A 17,733-nucleotide genomic window follows, 5' to 3' on the forward strand; every position below is an offset into this window, starting at 1 on the left:
CGGCCTCAGGCCCGGTGGGCGTCCGCGCGGGTGTCCGGGGGATCCGCCTGGGCCGGGATCCCCGGATCCGCGGGGTCCGCCGGGTCCGCCGGATGCGCGCGGTCCGCCGGGTCCGCGGGCGCGGCGGGCGTCTTCGGGGGCCGCCCCGGCGGGGACCCGCCGGGGACGCGGCCGAGGAGCAGGTTCTTCAGCCCCGTGACCTTCGCGCCCGCCCACACCAGCGCGACCGTGGGCAGGAACACCAGGTCCGCCGAGATCATCGCCGCCGAGAAGAACGGCAGCCCCATGATCAGGGCGATCGACGCGTGGTCGATGATCATGACGGTCAGCAGCACGTTCTTCAGCCGCCGGTTGAAGAGCGTGAACGGGAAGGCGACCTGCACGATGACGGTGCCGTAGGACAGCAGCATGATCATGGTCCCCTGGTCCGCCATGAAGTCGGCGAGACCGGGCCAGGGGGTGAAGTAGTCCAGCTTCAGCGGGTAGTAGACCGCGGTGCCGTCCTGCCAGCGCGAACCCTGGACCTTGTACCAGCCGGCGGTCGCGTAGATGAAGCAGACCTGCGCCATGATCACGAGCAGTCCGGCGTTGTGCGCGAGGTTCGCCAGCACGTCGCAGACCGTCCGCGGCTCGTCGGACGTGGCGCGCTGCGCCGCCCACCACACCGCGTTCGCGACCCACAGCCCCCAGAAGATCAGCGACCAGCCCCAGCTCAGATGCCCCAGCACGGTGACCACGAACAGCGCGCCGCCCAGCACCGCCCACAGCAGCACCCCGGCGAGGTCCCGCGGCGCCCCGCCGCCCGGCTTCCCGCGCTCCGCCTGCCGCCGCGCCCGGCGCGCGTCCAGCGACCACACCTGGCCGCAGCGCGTGACCACCAGGTACGTGGCCATCAGGTGAATGACGTTGTCCCCGCCGTCGCCCATGAAGATGCTGCGGTTCTGCAGCGACAGCACACCGATCATGAATAGCACGGACGCCGTCCGCGTCCGCCACCCGACCAGCAGCATCGCGCTGGCGGCCACCGCGAGCAGATAGACGATCTCGAACCAGAGGTCGCTGCGCGACCACATCAGCAGCGTGAACGCGTCGGTGTCGTCGATCAGCCGCTTGCCGAGGTCGAAGCTCCACGGCCCGTCCGGTCCGTACAGCTCGTGCCGGTGCGGCAGTTCGCGCAGCAGGAAGCAGAGCCAGGTGAACGCGAAGCCGATGCGCACGATCGCGGTCTGGTACGGGCCGAGCGTCCGCGTCGTGACGTGGGTGAGTCCCCGGGTGAGGGCGTCCTCGAAGCGCCGGCGCAGCTCGCCCGCCGAAGGGATCTTCGGAGGCGCGGGAGGCGCGGGAGGCGTGGTGTGGGTGGGGGGCGTGGGGGGTGTGTGCGGTGCCGAGGTCACTGGGCCCTCTCCTCCCACACCGCGCGGTCGCTCTCCATCAGGTCCTCCGCCGTGATGATCCACCAGGGCAGTTGGCGGTAGACCGGGGCGGTCTCCCACTGCTCGTCGCTCCACGGCGGCGGCGCGACGCGGTGGCTCGCCTGCCGGAGCTGGATGCGTTCGACCCGGCCGTCGTTCAGCACGGGCCCCAGGCGCCGCATCACGATGCGCTTGACGTAGTCCTCGGCGAGGTCGGCGCGGTCGGAGACGGCGCGGTTGTCCTCGTCGTGGGTGTCGGTCCAGTAGTCCCAGCCGCGGCGCAGCTCGTTCTGCACGGTGTGGCTGGGCGCCGGGTTGCCCTTGATGTCGTCGTGGTCCATGGCGGTGAGGTCGACCCAGCCGGTCTCCTCCGTGCTGCCGTCGCGCATCTCCAGCCGGACGCGCACCTCGACGTGGATGTTGGTCTGGAGCGGGTTGGGCGCGAACAGCCGCCAGTTCTGCTCGAACTCGGGGAAGACGATGCGGTCGATCGTCTCGTCGTGCTTCGTGCTGAGCGTGTTCGCCGGCGCGACGTGCAGGAAGCCCGCCCCCAGGTGCACGGTGACGAGGCCGACCAGCACCGCGATGGCCAGCGCGACGACGACGCGCGACAACGGCGACAGCCCGGCGACGCCGAGCGCCGGCCGCGGCGCCGCCTCCGGCTCTGCCCCGTGCTCTGCCTCAGCCCCCGCGGCGCCCCCGCCGGCGCCGGGTATGCCGGCGCGGCTCTCGTCCGGCTGGCGCGATTCCATAACCCCCGGGCTCCCGTCTCCTCCGGTCCTTAGGACCGGCACGCTACCCACCCCGACCGCCTCCGCGCAGGGTGCGGGGGCAGAAACCGACCTTGACAGGGTAAGGCCGGTCGAGGAGCATGGAACCGAACGATCGGTCGGTCGGGAGGGTGTGGGAGCCGAGATGCCGGAGACGATCACCGAAAGGGACGGCGGGCCCGGAGCCGGGACGGGTTCCGAACCTCTAAGGAGTGCGGATACGGGCACGCGGGGAGCGGCAGCGGAGCCCGAGGCCGCGTTCGACGCGAAGATCGCCGCGGACGAGCGCATCGAGCCGCGCGACTGGATGCCCGACGCCTACCGCGCGACGCTCGTGCGCCAGATCGCCCAGCACGCCCACTCCGAGATCATCGGCATGCAGCCCGAGGCGAACTGGCTGACGCGCGCCCCCTCCCTCCGCCGCAAGGCGATCCTGCTCGCCAAGGTGCAGGACGAGGCCGGGCACGGCCTGTATCTCTACAGCGCCGCCGAGACCCTGGGCACCGGCCGGGACGAGCTGCTGGACAAGCTGCACGCCGGCCGCCAGAAGTACTCCTCGATCTTCAACTACCCCACCCTCACCTGGGCCGACGTCGGCGCCATCGGCTGGCTCGTGGACGGCGCCGCGATCATCAACCAGGTGCCGCTGTGCCGCTGCTCCTACGGCCCGTACGCGCGCGCCATGGTCCGCATCTGCAAGGAGGAGTCCTTCCACCAGCGCCAGGGGTACGAGCTGCTGCACACCCTCGCGCACGGCACCCCCGAGCAGCACGCGATGGCCCAGGACGCCGTCGACCGCTGGTGGTGGCCGTCGCTGATGATGTTCGGCCCGCCCGACGACGAGTCGGCGCACTCTGCGCAGTCCATGGCCTGGAAGATCAAGCGGCACTCGAACGACGAGCTGCGCCAGCGCTTCGTGGACATCTGCGTGCCGCAGGCCGACATCCTGGGCCTGACGCTCCCGGACCCGGACCTGCGGTGGAACGAGGAGCGCGAGCAGCACGACTTCGGGGCCATCGACTGGACGGAGTTCAAGGAAGTGCTGCGGGGGAACGGACCGTGCAACGAGCAGCGGCTCGACCGCAGGCGGCAGGCGCACGAGGACGGCGCGTGGGTGCGCGAGGCCGCCGCGGCGTACGCCGCGAAGCGGGCGCGCGGGGCCGCGGGGCCCGGGGAGGCGGCGGCATGAGCGCGGGTTCGCCTGCGGCGGGCGCGGCGGGGTCGGATGCGGGTGCGGCTGCCGACGCGATGACGGGCGCAGGTACGGACGCGGGGCCGAGCGCGGGGCATGGCGCAGACCCGGGCGCAGTCCCCGGCGCGGGGACGGGCGCAGACCCCGGCGGGGACGCAAGCCCCGGCGCGGGGACGGGTCCCGGCGGGGACACGGGCCGCGGCGCGGGGACGGGGACGGCCTCCGGCGCGGGCACAGGCCCCCACGGAGGGACTGTCACAGGGCACGGCACGGACGCCGGGCGGGCGACGGGGGAGGGGGCTTCGGTCGGCGCGGCGGGGTCGGGCTGGGCGTTGTGGGAGGTGTTCGTGCGCAGTCGGCGTGGACTGTCGCACGTGCACGCCGGCTCGCTGCACGCCCCGGACGCCGCCATGGCCCTCCGCAACGCCCGCGATCTCTACACCCGCCGCCAGGAGGGCGTCTCGGTGTGGGTCGTGCCGTCCGCCGCGGTCACCGCCTCGTCGCCCGACGAGAAGGACCCGTTCTTCGCACCCGCCGCCGACAAGCCCTACCGCCACCCCACGTTCTACGACCTGCCCGAGGGGGTGCGGAACCTTTGACTGCTCGCCTCCCTGGGGGGAGGGGATTCCTGGCTCAGGCTGCCTGCGGGAGCAGCGCCCCCGGAGGTCTTATGCCCTCAGCACCAGCCGGGGTCAGACCAGCCCGGACCAGCATCACGCGGGCGGAGTTCTTGTCCCTGGGGGACACGACTGCGCACACGGTGCAGGTGTAGGTACGTTCCGAAAGAGGGAGTGCGTGCTTGGTTCTCGCTCCGCACGAGGCGCAGTCCATGGTGGTGTGCGCCGGGTGTACGAGGCGGATGTCCCGCCCGTGCTTGCGGCCCATCTCGACCAGGGCCGCCTTGGTGGCGCCGATGGCAGCGTCCGCCGCCTTACGCGCCAAGGTACTCCTCGCCAGGAACTTCGGCCGGAAGTCCTCGACGGCGATGGCGTCGTGGTCGCGCACGACCTTCTTCGCCCACTTGCGGGCGGTGTCCTGCCGCTGCCTGGCGATTTTCTGGTGCAGCTTCGCGGTCTGCCGCTTCGCCGCACGGTAGCCCCTGGACGCGGCCTGTCCCCGGGCGGGACGGCGCCGGGCCATCATCCGCTGGTAGCAGGCCAGCTTCTGCGCGGCGTTCTTCCCGTGCTGCGCGTGCGGCAGGTCGTGGGCGTCGGATGTGGTGGTGGCGGTCTCCCTCACACCCCAGTCCACGCCGATCACACGGCCGGTCTCCGGCAGCGGCCGCACCTCGGCCGCGACGACGAACGACGCATACCAGTGCCCCACCGCATTCCGGTACACACGCACCGACGACGGGACAGCGGGAAGTTCACGGGACCACACCACGGTCAGGTCGATTCCGCCCGCGAGGCACAGGCGACCGTCCTTCAGCCGGAAGCCCCGGGCGGTGTAGTTCAGGCTCGGACCGGCGTCGCGCTTCTTCTTGTGGCGCGGCATGCCCGCACGCTGCCGCATCGGAAGTCGCTTGCCGACGTCTTTGAGCGCCTTGGAGCGGGACTTGGCGAAGTCCCGGATGGCCTGCTGCTGCGGCACCGAAGCGCCGTTGCGCAGCCACGGCGTGCGGGCACGGGCCTCGGTCAGCATCTTGTCGAGCTGAGCCGGGCCGCACGTCAACCTGTCCCCGGGATACGCCTTGTTGTGGGTGTGCACAGCGCGGGATCTGGCAACGCACTCGTTCCAGATCCACCGGCACCGCCCCCACTCGGCCAGCAGCGCCGTACGGGCGGCGGGCGACGCACGAAGCCTGTAGGTGTATCGGGCACGCCCAGCGTCCCCCGACCTCATATCCGCCACCACACACGTCAACCTACCCGGGAGGACTGACAAGTGGACCCGCATATCCACTCCGAGCTGACGCGGACGCCGTTCCGCCCTGGCGGCGGAACGGCTGTTTCTCCCCCGCTGACGCAGAAGCTCCGATTCCTCCCCGGCCTGAAATCCGGGGAATCCTCAAAGGAGAACCCGTGAACGCCGCCCCGGACCCGACCACGGCGGACCCGACCACCGCCGACCCGACCGTCTCCGCGGCGGCGCTGGCGCTCGGGGACGACGCCCTCGTCCTCTCCCACCGGCTCACGGAGTGGACGGGCAACGCGCCGGTCCTGGAGGAGGAGGTCGCCCTCGCGAACATCGCGCTCGACCTGCTCGGCCAGGCCCGCACCCTGCTGTCCCTCGTCGGCGACGAGGACGAGCTGGCGTTCCGCCGCGAGGAACGCGCCTTCCGCAACGTGCAGTTGGTCGAGCAGCCCAACGGCGACTTCGCCCGCACGATCGCCCGCCAGCTGTACTTCTCCGTCTACCAGGAGCTGCTGTACGGGCAGTTGGCGGGGCACGGCGAGGCGTCGCCGTCCTCGCCGCTGGCGCCGCTCGCGGCGAAGGCCGTCAAGGAGGTGGCGTACCACCGCGACCACGCCGAGCAGTGGACGCTGCGCCTCGGCGACGGCACCGAGACCTCGCACGCGCGGATGCGGGCCAGTCTGGACGCGCTCTGGCGGTACACGGGCGAGCTGTTCCGGCCCGTGGAGGGTCTGGCGGTGGACTGGGCCGGGCTGGAGGCGGCGTGGCTGGAGACCGTGGGCGAGGTGCTGGATCGCGCCACGCTCGCGCTGCCCGAGGGCCCGCGCGGCACGGGCTGGTCGGCGGGCGCCGGGCGCGAGGGCGTGCACTCGGAGCCGTTCGGGCTGATGCTCGCGGAGATGCAGCATCTGCACCGCAGCCATCCGGGGGCGACATGGTGACGGACGCGGAGACCCCGGCGGGCGCGGGTGCCCTCGCGGGCAGCCCGCTGGAGGAGCGGCTGCGGGAGCTGGCCGGCAGCGTCCCGGACCCGGAGCTGCCGATGCTGACGCTGGCGGAGCTGGGTGTGGTGCGCGGGGTGCGCAGGACCGGGGCGGCGGCGGTGGAGGTCGAGCTGACGCCGACGTACACGGGATGCCCGGCGGTGGAGACGATGGCGGAGGACATCGAGCGGGTGCTGCGCGAGCGCGGCGGGGTGGCGGAGGTGCGCGTACGGCGCGTGCTGGCGCCGGCGTGGACGACGGACGACATCACGGCGGAGGGCCGCCGCAAGCTTGCGGAGGCGGGCATCGCCCCACCCCGCACGACCCGCCCCCCGGGCCCGGTCCCGGTCGCCCTGGGCCCGCGCCGCGACCGGACGAGCGGGCCGGGCGCCGCCGCGGGCGCCTCGGGCGGTGACGCAGCCGTCGCCTGTCCGCGCTGCGGGTCCGGCGACACCGAGCTGCTCTCGCCCTTCTCCTCCACGGCCTGCAAGGCCCTCCGCCGCTGCACCGCCTGCCTGGAGCCCTTCGACCACTTCAAGGAGCTCACGTGACCTCCGCCGCCGCACCCCGGGGGCACGCCGTCTTCCACGACCTCAAGGTCGCCGACATCCGCCGCCTCACCGACGACGCGGTCGCCGTCACCTTCGCCGTGCCGCCCGAGCTGCGCACCGCCTACGGTTTCCGCGCCGGACAGCACGTCGCCCTGCGCATCCCCACCGGCACCGACGGCGGCGCCAGCGACCGCCGGACGTACTCGATCTGCTCCCCCGAGGACGCCGCGCCCGCCGAGCTGACCGTCGGTGTCCGCGAGGTCGCCGGCGGGGCCTGCTCGCCGTACGTGAACCAGCGGCTGGCGCCGGGGGAGACCCTGCCCGTGCTCACCCCCGCCGGCCGGTTCGGGCTGCGCGGCGCCGCCGTCCCCGGCGGGCGCTACGGGGCTGTGGTCGGCGGCAGCGGCATCACGCCCGTGCTCTCGCTCGCCGCGACGCTCCTGGGGCGCGATCCCGCCGCCCGCTTCTGCCTCGTCCGCAGCGACCGGACCGCCGACTCCGCGATGTTCCTGGAGGAGGTCGCCGACCTCAAGGACCGCTATCCCGACCGGCTCCAGGTCGTGCAGTCGCTCAGCCGCGAGGAGCAGCAGGCGGGGCTGCCCGCCGGGCGGCTGGACGCGGAGCGGCTGGCGGAGCTGCTGCCCGCGCTGCTGCCGGTGGCGGAGGTCGAGGGGTGGTTCCTGTGCGGGCCGCTGGGGCTCATCCAGCAGGCGGAGCGCGGGCTGCGGGCCCTGGGCGTGCCCCGCGGCCGGATCCACGAGGAGGTCTTCCACGTCGACGACGCCCCGGTGGCCGCGCCCCCGCCCGCCGGGGCCGCCGCGCCCGAGCACAGCACGCTCACCGCCACCCTCGCCGGCCGCTCCGGCAGCTGGCCGCTGCGCCCCGGCGAGAAGCTGCTCGACGCGGTGCTGCGGGCCCGGCCGGACGCCCCGTACGCGTGCAGGGGCGGCGTCTGCGGTACGTGCCGCGCGTTCCTGGTCCGCGGCGAGGTCCGGATGGACCGCAGCTACGCGCTGGAGCCGGACGAGCTGGCCGCCGGCTACGTGCTGGCCTGCCAGTCGCACCCGGTGACGGAGCAGGTGGAGCTGGACTTCGACAGGTGACCCGGCTGGGCCGGGCGGGCCGCCCGGGCCCGGCGGGCCGTCCGCGTCAGAGCACGTGGCCCGCGGCGCCCGTGTCGTCCACGACGGGCCGCCCGGCGGCGGCCCACGCCTCCATGCCCCCGTCGACGTTCACGGCGTCCAGCCCCTGCTGCGCGAGGTACATCACGACCTGCGCCGAGCGCCCGCCGGAGCGGCAGATCACGTTGATCCGGCCGTCCTGCGGCGCCGCCTCCGTCACCTCGCCGAAGCGGGCGGTGAACTGGCTCATCGGGATGTGCAGGGCGCCCTCGGCGTGGCCTGCCTGCCACTCGTCGTCCTCGCGGACGTCCAGCAGGAAGTCGGCCTCCGCCAGCTCGCCGACGCCGACCGTGGGTACGTGACCAAAGCTCATGTCCCCGACGCTACCGGACCGCCGCCCGGCCCGGTGCCCGCTCAGCCGCGGGCCAGCTCCGCCAGCTGAGCTTCCTTCTCCTCGACCCGCGCCAGCAGCTCCTCGGCGATCTCCTCCAGCAGCCGGTCCGGGTCCTCGGGCGCCAGCTTGAGCATCTGGCCGATCGCGCCCTCCTCCAGCTGCTTCGCCACCGACACCAGCAGTTCCTTGCGCTGCGCCAGCCACTCCAGCCGCTCGTACAGCTCCTCGTTGCGGGTGCGCCGGGGCTCCTCGGGCGCGGGCCCGGCCTCCCACTCCGCCTTGAGGGCGGTCAGCTCCGCCACGTCCCCCTTGGCGTACGCGGTGTTCACGCGCGCTATGAACGCGCCGCGGCGGTCGGCCTCGTGCTCGTCCTGCGCGAGGTCGGGGTGGGCCATGCGGGCCAGCTCGCGGTAGAGCCGGCGGGCCTCCTCGCTGGGCCGGACCCGCGGCGGCGGCGACACCGGCCGGCCGGTGAGCATGTCGGCCGCCTCCGGGGAGAGCCCGTCGGAGTCGAGCCAGCCGCCGAACAGCTCCTCGACGCCGGGCATCGCCATCACCAGCGCCCGCGCCTCGTCGGCCCGGCGCTTGTCCTCCGGGTCGCCGGTGCGCTCGGCCCGGGCCTCGGCGATGAGGGCGTCCAGCTCGTCGAGGCGGCTGTACATGGGGCCGAGGCGCTGGTGGTGCAGGCGGGAGAAGTTGTCGACCTCGATACGGAACGTCTCGACGGCCACCTCGAACTCGATGAGGGCCTGCTCGGCCGCCCGCACGGCCCGCTCCAGCCGCTCGGCGCCGGCCTCGGCCTCGGCGGCACCGCCCCCGGCGTGCTCGTGCGCGTGCTCGTCGTCGGGGGTGGTCTGCTCGGCGGGTTCCGCGGGTTCCGTCACCCCGCCAGCGTAGAGGGTGGGCCCGGCACCGGCCCGGTCCGTCCCGTAAAACAGCGGGACCCGCCGGCCCGAAGGCCCGCGGGTCCCGTCACACCTGCCGGTGACCGGCTCAGACGTTGACGCCGAAGTCCTGCGCGATGCCGCGCAGCCCCGAGGCGTACCCCTGGCCGACGGCGCGGAACTTCCACTCGGCCCCGTGGCGGTACAGCTCGCCGAAGACCATGGCGGTCTCGGTCGAGGCGTCCTCGCTGAGGTCGTAGCGCGCGATCTCGGCGTTGTCGGCCTGGTTGACGACGCGGATGAACGCGTTGCGCACCTGGCCGAAGCTCTGCTGGCGGCTCTCCGCCTCGTAGATCGACACCGGGAAGGTGATCTTGTCGATCTCGGCGGGCACGCCCGCGAGGTTGACCTTGACCTGCTCGTCGTCGCCCTCACCCTCACCGGTGAGGTTGTCGCCGGTGTGCTCGACGGAGCCGTCGGGGCTCTTCAGGTTGTTGAAGAAGATGAAGTGCTGGTCCGAGGACACCTTCCCGTCCGCGCCGAGCAGCAGTGCGCTCGCGTCGAGATCGAAGTCCGCACCGGTGGTGGAGCGCACGTCCCAGCCGAGGCCGACGACGACGGCGGTGAGCCCCGGCGCCTCCTTCGTCAGCGAGACGTTTCCACCCTTAGCGAGGCTGACACCCATGACTTACCCTGCCCCAATCCGGCGCGGGCCGCGCCGCTTGACAAACATTGCTGGGCCCGGCTGACCGCGGCACCCACCGGGTGCAACGAGCACCCCGGGACCTCGGTTCCCGCCAGCTTACGGCGACGAATCGGACCTCGTGCCCTTGGGTCTACCACCTTCGCCGATCAGGCCGGAACCCCCCGGGCGGGGCGTTACGCCGTCCGGGCGTTTCACGTGAAACATCCGGCCCCGTCCCCGAGCCCGCCCCGCCCCCGTCCGGACCGCTCAGCCACCTCCCTGACCTGCGCTTTCCGCCGTACGGCCCGTACGCCCCCGCGTCGCGCCCCCGCTACGCGCCGCCCGCGACGACCCGGGCGAGAAGTGACTCGACCTCGGCAAGCCGCGCGCCGCCGCGGCCGGAGGCGGCGACGAACCCGTCCGGGCGCAGGAGCAGCCAGCCCGCCTTCCGGCGGGCGACGTGGGCGTGGGTGACGACGTCCGGGTGGCGGGCGGCCAGGGACTCGGCGGCCGACCGCAGGGGAGAGGTGCCCGCGGGCCCCAGGGTGAGCAACCGGAAGCCGTCCGCCCCGGAGTCCGGGCCGCCGTCCAGGCCCGGGTCCGCCGCCGGGACCCAGGCCGGTGTGCGGCTGCCCGGGGCGGGCAGCCCGCGGGGCGGCTTGGGCGTGGGGGCGCCGAAGAGCACGTCGGGGTAGCGGGTCAGGTGCCCCGCCAGCATGGGCGCGTACCAGCGGCGCAGCGTGCCGGTGGCCTGCATCAGGGCCCAGACCCCGTTCCGTACCCGGGAGGCGAAGGGCCCCGCGGCGGCCTGCCGGATCATGCGGCCCGTGGTCGCCACGACCTGCTCGGCGACGGCCCGCCGCTCGGTGGTGTAGCTGTCGAGCACCGCCGGGGACAGGGTGCCGTGGATCACGCCGGCCAGCTTCCAGGCCAGATTGCGGCCGTCCTGGATGCCGAGGTTGAGACCCTGCCCGCCGACGACGGAGTGGACGTGGGCGGCGTCGCCGGCGAGGAAGGCGCGCCCGGAGCGCAGCGTCTTCGCGATGCGCTCCTGGCTGGTGAAGGAGTCGATGGAGGTGGCGGAGACGTAGCGCAGGCCGGCGGGGGCGCGTTCGTCGAGCATCCGCTGCACCGCCTCCCGCGTCATCGGCATGTCGGGCGGCACCGGGCCGGAGATCCGGACCAGGCCCCCGGGCAGCGGCGACAGCAGGACGGCGCCCTTGTGGCCGAGGAAGTACTGCACCGCGTCCCGGCCGAAGTCGCCGGTCACCTCACCCTCCGCCAGCACGAACGTCATCGGCACGCTGCCGCCCTCGAACGGGACACCGAGCTGCTGCCGCACCGTGCTGCCGACGCCGTCGGCGCCGATCAGCCAGGGGGCGGTGACGGTGCCGGTGCCGTCCGGGCCCTCGGTGGCGAGGGTGACCCCGTCGTCCGCGGTCTCGACGCCGGTGACGCGGACCCCGTACTCGACCCGGCCGCCGAGCTTCTCCAGCACGCCCAGCAGCAGCCGGGTGGTCTCCTGCTGCGGCAGCACCAGCGGCTCGTTCGCCTCGCCGAGCGCGACGCGGAGCGTCTTGCCGTCGGGCATGTGGTACGCGAGGGCGGCGGGCCGCACGCCGCGCGCCAGCGCGTCGTCGAGCATGCCGAGCCCGCGCAGCACGTCGAGCGTCGGCGGCCACAGCAGGACGGCGCGGGAGCCGGTGTGCGGCTCGGCGTCGGCCTCCAGCAGCCGGACGGGGACGCCGAGCCGCAGCAGCTCGCAGGCGATCACCAGGCCGCAGGGGCCGGCGCCGACCACGACGACGGGGTCTTCCGTGGGGCGGTCCTGGTCGTTACTCATCGTTCGCTCTCCAGACGTTGCTCAGCCACGCGCTCACGGCAGTGGCCGTCGTCGAGGCGTGGTCCTCGATCAGAGTGAAGTGATCGCCCGGTACGACGACCTCGGTGTGCGGCAGCGGCCACGGCACGGGCCGGGCGGGGATCGGCCGCTCCGCCGCAGCCAGCAGGGTGGGGACGGCGGTAGGGGCCGGGTGCAGGGTGTGGAGCAGTTCCAGGTAGCGGGCCATGGCGGTGAGCCGGGTGTCGTCGATGACGTCCGCCCGGGCGGCGAGGCCGTCGAGGAGCTCCGGGTGTTCCGCCGGGCGGTACGCCGTCAGCGGGCGGCTGTCGAGCAGCACCACGGCGGCGGCGCCCAGCCGTTCGGCGAGCGCGTGGCAGAGCAGCCCGCCGGAGGAGTACCCGACGAGGGCGAACGGCTCGCCGTCCGCCGCGCGGCGGACCGCGGCGGCGAGGGTGTCGAGCAGCGCGGGGAGGGTCGCGGGGAGCGGTTCGTCGGCGCGGAAGCCGGGGAGGGGCAGCGCGGCCACCCGGTACGCGGCGTCGCCGTCGCCGGTGCGGTCGCCGGTGTCGGTGTCGGTGTCGGTGTCGCGGAGCGCGGCGGCGAGCCGGGCGAACTGGTGGGGCCCGGACGCCGCCAGCGCGCTGGGCAGCGCGATCAGCAGCGGTCCGGCGGAGTCGACAACGGCGTCGGCGGTGAGGTCGACGGCCGCGGTGAGCGCGCCCGGGTCGTCCGGGCCGGTGAAGACCGTACGGAACGAGGCCGCCCGGCCCAGCAGGTCGGCGAACTCCCGCGTCCGCCCCTGCGCCAGCGCGCTCCGGAACATCGCGGGCAGGAGGCCGCCGCCCGAGTCGTGCGCACCGGAGGAGGCGGGGGACAGGTCGGCGTACAACTGGTCGGTGAGCGCGGCCAGGTCGGGGTTCCGGGTGAGCACGGCCGCGGGGAGCCGGGCCCCGGTGGCGCTGTTGAGGCGGTTGCGGAGCTCGACGGTGGTGAGCGAGTCGAAGCCCAGCTCCAGCAGCCCCCGGTCGGGCAGCGCCGCGGGGTCGGCGTGCCCGAGCACGGCGGCGGCCTCGGCCCTGACCAGGTCGGCCAGCAGCGCGCGCAGCTCGTCGCCGGTGGCGTCCGCGAGCCGCTGCCGCGGCTCGGGCCGGGCGGTGTCACCGGTCCGGCCTTCGGGACGTACGGGCAGGTCGGAGACCAGCTCGGCGAGCAGCGCGCCGGACCGGGCCGTGCCGTACGAGGCCGCGAACCGCTCCCGGTCGAGGTCCGCCACCACCGCGCCCCCCTCGTCCTCGGCCACCGCCCACCGCACCCCGTGCAGCATCTCCGCCGGCCCCAGCAGCCCGAGCCCGGCGCGGGCGAACCGCGCCTCCCCCGCCCCGGCGCTCCCGCTCCACGGCCCCCAGGCGACCGACGTGACCGGCGGCCCGAGGGCCGACCGCACCCCCTCGCCCAGCGCCTCCATATGCGCGCACCCGGCCGCGTACGCCCCCTGGCCGACGCCCCCGAACGTCGCGGCGACGGACGAGAAGCACACCAGCGCCTCCAGCGGCCGCCCCGCCAGCTGCGCCAGCAGCGCGCCGGCGCCCTCGGACGCCGCGAGTCCGGCCGCCAGCCGGGCGGGCGTGAGCCGGTCGACCGGCACGTCTCCGGGCGCGGCGCCGGTGTGCACGACGGCGGTGAGCGGCCGGTCGGCCGGCAGGTCCGCCAGCGCCTCGTCGAGGTCCGGGGCGGGGTCGAGGGCCGTGGCCGGGATACCGGCGGCGGTCAGCTCCGCCGCCTCCGCGTCCGTACGCGCCCGGGTGCCGCCGGCGAGCAGCACGTGCGCGGCACCCCCCTCCGCGAGCAGGCGCGCCGCCGCGCCGCGCGGGCTGTCGTCGGCGCCGGCGACGAGTACGGTGCCGCGCGGCCGCCAGGCGGGGGCGGGGGTGGCGCGGTCTGCGGAACGGCCGGGGCGGGCGGAGCGGCCGGAGCGGGCGGGGACGAGGCGGCGCACGAAGGTCCCTGCGGGGCGCACGGCAAGTTCGTCCTCGCGGGGTTCGGCCGCGGGACGCTCGGGCCCGGCCGCGCGGGCGAGGGCCAGCGCCTCGGCCAGACCGGCCCAGGGTGCGGCCGCGGGCACGTCCTCGCCCGGCGGGTGCGCCGGCGGGAGATCCGCCCCCGGCGCTTCCTCCCCCGGCGCTTCCTCGCCCGGCAGGTCCACGAGGCCGCCCCACTGGGCCGGGTGCTCGTGGCCGACGGCCCGGCCCAGCCCCCAGACCGCGGCCTGGTCCGGCCGCGGGGCCCCGTCCTCCGGGCCCACGGCGACGGCTCCCCTGGTCACGACCCACAGCGGGGCGTCGAGCGCGGCGTCGGCCGCGCCCTGCGCCAGCGCGAGGGTGGCGGACATGCCGTGGGTGAGGAAGGGCTCGCCGGGCGGCCCCGACCCGTCGAGGGCGAGCAGCGAGAGCACACCGGCGCCGCCGGTCGGCGCGGCTTCGCGGAGCCGCGCGGCGAGCGAGGCGCGAGTGACGGTGGCGGTGTCGACGCGCAGCAGGCGGCAGCGCGCGCCGCGGGCGGTCAGGGCACGTACGAGGGCGTCGGCCGCGGGTGCGTCGGCGGCGGGCGCAGGCGCGTCAGCGTCGGCCGCGAGCACGTCAGCGTCGGGCGCGGGCGCGTCGGCGTCGGCTGCGGGGGCGTCTGCGTCGGGCGCGGGCGCGGAGGCGGCGGCCGTGGAGGCGGTGGCCACGGCGGTCACGGCCCGCGCGGCGGCCGCCTCGGGGCCGGGCTCGGCGGTGGCAGCAGCGGGGCCGTCAGCGGTTGCGGGCCCGGCCGTAGCGCCCGCGTCGACGGCTCCGGCGGCGACCGCACCAGCACCGGCACCGGGCCCGGCGTCAGGCGTGGCCTCCGGCTCGGGGGTTGGGCCGCCCGGGGCCACCACCAGCCAGTCGCCGTCGACACCTGGCCCGTCCCCCGCGCCCGCCGCCGCGCGCCACACCACTCGGTACCGCAGCCGCTCCTGCGCGGCGCTCTCCCGGCCCTGCGCCCGCCACTCCGCGAGCGCGGGCAGCACCGCGTCCAGGGCCGCCGGTTCCACGCCGACCGCCTTCGCCAGGGTCCGGGTGTCCTTCTCCGCTACGTAGTCCCAGAACCGGTCCTCCGGCCCCGTGTCCCCCGTCCCCTTCGTCGCCGGGGTCAGCCAGAACCGCTCCCGCCGGAACGGGTACGTCGGCAGCTCCCGCCGCCGCGCGCCGGTGCCCGCGAACAGCGCCGGCCACGCGACCGGCAGCCCCGCCGCGTACGCCTCCCCCAGCGCCGTGAGGAACCGGTCCGCGCCGCCGTCGTCGCGCCGCAGCGAGCCCAGCACGGCCGCGTCCGGTCCCGCGCCCTCCGCGTCGAGGACGTCCTGCACCGCGCCCGTGAGCACCGGATGGGCGCCCACCTCGATGTACGCCCGGTGCCCCGCCGCCGCCAGGGCGGCGACCGCCGCCCCGAAGCGGACGGTGCTCCGCGCGTTGCGGTACCAGTACGCGGCGTCCAGCTCGGCGGTGTCGTACGGCTCCCCGGTGACCGTCGAGACGAACCGCACCCGCCCCCGCCGCGGACGGATGTCCCGCCACCCCGCCAGGAGTTCGGCGCGCAGCGGTTCGATCTGCGGGGAGTGCGCGGCGAAGTCCACCCGTACCCGCCGGGCGTCGATCTCCTCGGCGCCCAGGGCCGCCAGCAGCTCGTCCAGCGCGTCGGTCTCCCCGGAGACCACGACCCCGCCCGGCCCGTTGACCGCCGCGACCGTCAGCCGGTCCGCCCAGGGCGCGAGCCGTGCGGCCGCGGCGTCCTCGGGCAGCGGTACGACGGCCATGCCGCCCCGCCCCGCGAGCCGGTGCAGTACGGCGCCGCGGTGGGCGATCACGGCGGCGCCGTCGTCGAGGGACAGCCCGCCCGCGACGACGGCCGCGGCGACCTCGCCCTGCGAGTGGCCCACGACGGCCGCGGGGCGTACGCCGCACGCCCGCCACAGCTCGGCGAGCGCCACGGCGACGGCCCACTGCGCCGGCTGGACGACGTCGGCGCGCTCCAGGGCGGGGCCCTCGGCGTGCCGGAGTACGTCGCGGAGCGACCAGTCGACGTGGGGCGCGAGTGCCTTCTCGCAGGCGTCGATGTGCGCGGCGAAGACCGGGGAGGCGTCGAGGAGTTCGCGGCCCATGCCGGCCCAGTGGGATCCGCCGCCGCCGAAGAGGAACACCGGGCCCGGGCCGGCGGCGTCCTGCCGCGCCTCGCCCCGTACGACGCCCGCCGCGGGCCGGCCCTCGGCCAGGGCCCGCAGGCCGGGCGCGAAGCCGTCCGCGTCGGCGGCGGTCAGCACGGCCCGGTGCGGGAACGCCCGGCGCCCGGCGGCCAGCGTGAAGCCGGTGTCCAGCGGCGGGGTTTCGGCGCCGGCGGGCCGGGCGGACAGCTGGGCGTGCAGGCGGGCGGCCTGGGCGCGCAGGTCGTCCTCGGTACGGGCCGACAGCGGCCACGGCACCGCGGGTCCGGCAGCGGCGCCGATCACGAGCGGGGCCGTACCTCCGGCGCCACCGTCCTCCGCTGCCGCCGGCTCGTCCGCCGTCTCGTCCGCCGGCGCCTCCTCCACGATCAGGTGCGCGTTGGTCCCGCTCACCCCGAACGCCGACACCCCCGCCCGGCGCGGCCCGTCCCCCGCCGGCCACTCCCGCCGCTCCGTCAGCAGCCGCACGTCTCCCGCCGCCCAGTCGACGTGCGGCGTCGGCTCGTCCACGTGCAGCGTCGCGGGCAGCTGCCCGTACCGCATCGACTGGACCATCTTCATGATCCCCGCGACCCCGGCCGCGGCCGCCGTGTGCCCGAAGTTCGACTTCAGCGAGCCCAGCCACAGCGGCCGCTCCGCCGCCCGCCCCCGGCCGTACGTGGCGAGGAGCGCCTGCGCCTCGATCGGGTCGCCGAGCCTGGTGCCCGTGCCGTGCGCCTCGACCGCGTCCACGTCCCCGGGCGCCAGCCCGGCGGCGGCGAGGGCGGCGCGGATGACGCGCTGCTGCGAGGGGCCGTTGGGGGCGGACAGGCCGTTGCTGGCGCCGTCCTGGTTGACGGCCGAGCCGCGGATCACGGCCAGCACCGGATGGCCGTGGCGCCGCGCGTCGGACAGCCGCTCCAGCAGCAGCATCCCCACGCCCTCGCCCCACGCGGTGCCGTCCGCCGCCGCCGCGAACGACTTGCAGCGCCCGTCCGGCGCCAGCCCCCGCTGCCGGCTGAACTCCACGAACCCGGCCGGCGTCGCCAGCACCGTCACCCCGCCCGCGAGCGCCAGCTCGCACTCCCCCGCGCGCAGCGACCCCACGGCGAGGTGCGTGCTCACCAGCGACGACGAACACGCGGTGTCCACCGTCAGCGCCGGGCCCTCCAGGCCCAGCGTGTACGACAGCCGCCCGGACAGCACGCTCGCCGCGTTGCCCGTCATCACGTAGCCCTCGACGCGGTCGGCGGTCGTCGTCGTGAGCATCCCGTAGTCCTGGCCGCTGGTGCCGACGAAGACGCCGGTGCGGCTGCCCGCGAGGGCCGAGACGTCGATCCCCGCGCGCTCGACGGCCTCCCACGCCGTCTCCAGCGTCAACCGCTGCTGCGGGTCCATGGCGAGGGCCTCGCGCGGCGAGATGCCGAAGAAGTCCGCGTCGAAGTCGCCCGCGTCGTACAGGAAGCCGCCGTGCCGGACGTAGCTGGTGCCCGGGTGGTCGGGGTCGGGGTGGTACAGCCCGTCCAGGTCCCAGCCACGGTCGGCGGGGAACCCGCCGACCGCGTCCCGCTCCGCGGCCAGCAGCTCCCACAGCCCCTCGGGGGTGTCGGCGCCGCCGGGGAAGCGGCAGGCCATGCCGACGACGGCGACGGGCTCGCGGTCCCGCCCGCCGTCCCCGCCGTGCCCCTCGCGCCGCTCACGCCGCTCGGCCTCGTCGAGCCGGCGCAGCGCCTCGTGCAGGTCGACGGTCACGCGCTCCAGGTACTCCCGGAGGCGCTTCTCCTGGCCGGTGGTCTGGCCCGTGGTCGCCATGGCGGTC

At 75.6% G+C, this 17,733-nt stretch carries 13 protein-coding genes; 5 read left to right on the forward strand and 8 right to left on the reverse strand.

The features are described 5' to 3' along the window. Positions 1–5: 5 nt before the first annotated feature. Positions 6–1,394: an HTTM domain-containing protein gene (locus ACHZ99_RS15915; RefSeq protein ID WP_420305259.1), complete on the reverse strand. Its 1,389-nt coding sequence runs from the start codon at positions 1,392–1,394 to the stop codon at positions 6–8. Beyond that, a complete protein-coding gene (locus tag ACHZ99_RS15920; RefSeq protein WP_420305260.1) occupies positions 1,391–2,164 on the reverse strand; it encodes a DUF5819 family protein in 774 nt (257 codons plus the stop codon). The genes ACHZ99_RS15915 and ACHZ99_RS15920 overlap by 4 nt, the downstream gene beginning before the upstream one ends. Before the next feature lie 163 nt (positions 2,165–2,327). Here ACHZ99_RS15920 and paaA point away from each other — a divergent pair, with 163 nt between their 5' ends. Both paaA and paaB read left to right on the forward strand, forming a co-directional pair. Further along, the gene (gene paaA / locus ACHZ99_RS15925; RefSeq protein WP_420305261.1) at positions 2,328–3,371 is read left to right on the forward strand and encodes a 1,2-phenylacetyl-CoA epoxidase subunit PaaA; all 1,044 of its coding nucleotides are present in this window, start codon (positions 2,328–2,330) and stop codon (positions 3,369–3,371) included. 350 nt (positions 3,372–3,721) lie between these two features. Beyond that, a complete protein-coding gene (gene paaB / locus ACHZ99_RS15930) occupies positions 3,722–3,973 on the forward strand; it encodes a 1,2-phenylacetyl-CoA epoxidase subunit PaaB (protein ID WP_344290532.1) in 252 nt (83 codons plus the stop codon). 34 nt (positions 3,974–4,007) lie between these two features. Here paaB and ACHZ99_RS15935 read toward each other — a convergent pair whose 3' ends face one another. Next, positions 4,008–5,219: an RNA-guided endonuclease InsQ/TnpB family protein gene (locus ACHZ99_RS15935; RefSeq protein WP_420305655.1), complete on the reverse strand. Its 1,212-nt coding sequence runs from the start codon at positions 5,217–5,219 to the stop codon at positions 4,008–4,010. 179 nt (positions 5,220–5,398) lie between these two features. Here ACHZ99_RS15935 and paaC point away from each other — a divergent pair, with 179 nt between their 5' ends. From paaC to ACHZ99_RS15950, 3 genes are read left to right on the forward strand one after another with little or no spacing between them, the layout of a single operon-like run. Further along, the gene (gene paaC / locus ACHZ99_RS15940; RefSeq protein ID WP_420305262.1) at positions 5,399–6,172 is read left to right on the forward strand and encodes a 1,2-phenylacetyl-CoA epoxidase subunit PaaC; all 774 of its coding nucleotides are present in this window, start codon (positions 5,399–5,401) and stop codon (positions 6,170–6,172) included. Continuing rightward, positions 6,166–6,765 carry a 1,2-phenylacetyl-CoA epoxidase subunit PaaD gene (gene paaD / locus ACHZ99_RS15945; RefSeq protein ID WP_420305263.1) on the forward strand — a complete coding sequence of 200 codons (600 nt, stop codon included), beginning with the start codon at positions 6,166–6,168 and terminating at the stop codon, positions 6,763–6,765. The genes paaC and paaD overlap by 7 nt, the downstream gene beginning before the upstream one ends. Continuing rightward, the gene (locus ACHZ99_RS15950) at positions 6,762–7,868 is read left to right on the forward strand and encodes a 2Fe-2S iron-sulfur cluster-binding protein (protein ID WP_420305264.1); all 1,107 of its coding nucleotides are present in this window, start codon (positions 6,762–6,764) and stop codon (positions 7,866–7,868) included. Before paaD ends, ACHZ99_RS15950 begins: the two co-directional genes overlap by 4 nt. A gap of 46 nt (positions 7,869–7,914) precedes the next feature. On the opposite strand, the gene ACHZ99_RS15955 is transcribed toward ACHZ99_RS15950, so the two are convergent. The 5 genes from ACHZ99_RS15955 to ACHZ99_RS15975 all read right to left on the reverse strand — a co-directional run bounded on the left by ACHZ99_RS15955 (position 7,915) and on the right by ACHZ99_RS15975 (position 17,726). Beyond that, complete coding sequence (locus tag ACHZ99_RS15955) at positions 7,915–8,259, reverse strand: rhodanese-like domain-containing protein (protein WP_420305265.1); 345 nt, start codon at positions 8,257–8,259, stop codon at positions 7,915–7,917. Positions 8,260–8,300: 41 nt separating this feature from the next. After that, positions 8,301–9,164: a hypothetical protein gene (locus ACHZ99_RS15960; protein ID WP_420305266.1), complete on the reverse strand. Its 864-nt coding sequence runs from the start codon at positions 9,162–9,164 to the stop codon at positions 8,301–8,303. Positions 9,165–9,273: 109 nt separating this feature from the next. After that, positions 9,274–9,849: a TerD family protein gene (locus ACHZ99_RS15965; protein WP_027756533.1), complete on the reverse strand. Its 576-nt coding sequence runs from the start codon at positions 9,847–9,849 to the stop codon at positions 9,274–9,276. Between the two features lie 331 nt (positions 9,850–10,180). Next, positions 10,181–11,692, reverse strand: a complete 1,512-nt coding sequence (locus tag ACHZ99_RS15970; RefSeq protein WP_420305267.1) for an FAD-dependent monooxygenase — start codon at positions 11,690–11,692, stop codon at positions 10,181–10,183. Further along, the gene (locus ACHZ99_RS15975) at positions 11,685–17,726 is read right to left on the reverse strand and encodes a beta-ketoacyl synthase N-terminal-like domain-containing protein (protein ID WP_420305268.1); all 6,042 of its coding nucleotides are present in this window, start codon (positions 17,724–17,726) and stop codon (positions 11,685–11,687) included. The genes ACHZ99_RS15970 and ACHZ99_RS15975 overlap by 8 nt, the downstream gene beginning before the upstream one ends. Positions 17,727–17,733: the final 7 nt, after the last annotated feature.

Source organism: Streptomyces sp. MAR4 CNX-425 (genome assembly GCF_048656465.1).
Taxonomy (GTDB): Bacteria; Actinomycetota; Actinomycetes; order Streptomycetales; family Streptomycetaceae; genus Streptomyces.

Excerpts from the sequence above, each read along its gene's own strand:
- ACHZ99_RS15920 (WP_420305260.1), bottom strand. The coding sequence starts at position 2,164 with ATGGAATCGCGCCAGCCGGACGAGAGCCGCGCCGGCATACCCGGCGCC.
- paaA (WP_420305261.1), top strand. The coding sequence starts at position 2,328 with ATGCCGGAGACGATCACCGAAAGGGACGGCGGGCCCGGAGCCGGGACG.
- ACHZ99_RS15935 (WP_420305655.1), bottom strand. The coding sequence starts at position 5,219 with ATGAGGTCGGGGGACGCTGGGCGTGCCCGATACACCTACAGGCTTCGT.
- paaD (WP_420305263.1), top strand. The coding sequence starts at position 6,166 with ATGGTGACGGACGCGGAGACCCCGGCGGGCGCGGGTGCCCTCGCGGGC.
- ACHZ99_RS15955 (WP_420305265.1), bottom strand. The coding sequence starts at position 8,259 with ATGAGCTTTGGTCACGTACCCACGGTCGGCGTCGGCGAGCTGGCGGAG.
- ACHZ99_RS15965 (WP_027756533.1), bottom strand. The coding sequence starts at position 9,849 with ATGGGTGTCAGCCTCGCTAAGGGTGGAAACGTCTCGCTGACGAAGGAG.
- ACHZ99_RS15970 (WP_420305267.1), bottom strand. The coding sequence starts at position 11,692 with ATGAGTAACGACCAGGACCGCCCCACGGAAGACCCCGTCGTCGTGGTC.
- ACHZ99_RS15975 (WP_420305268.1), bottom strand. The coding sequence starts at position 17,726 with ATGGCGACCACGGGCCAGACCACCGGCCAGGAGAAGCGCCTCCGGGAG.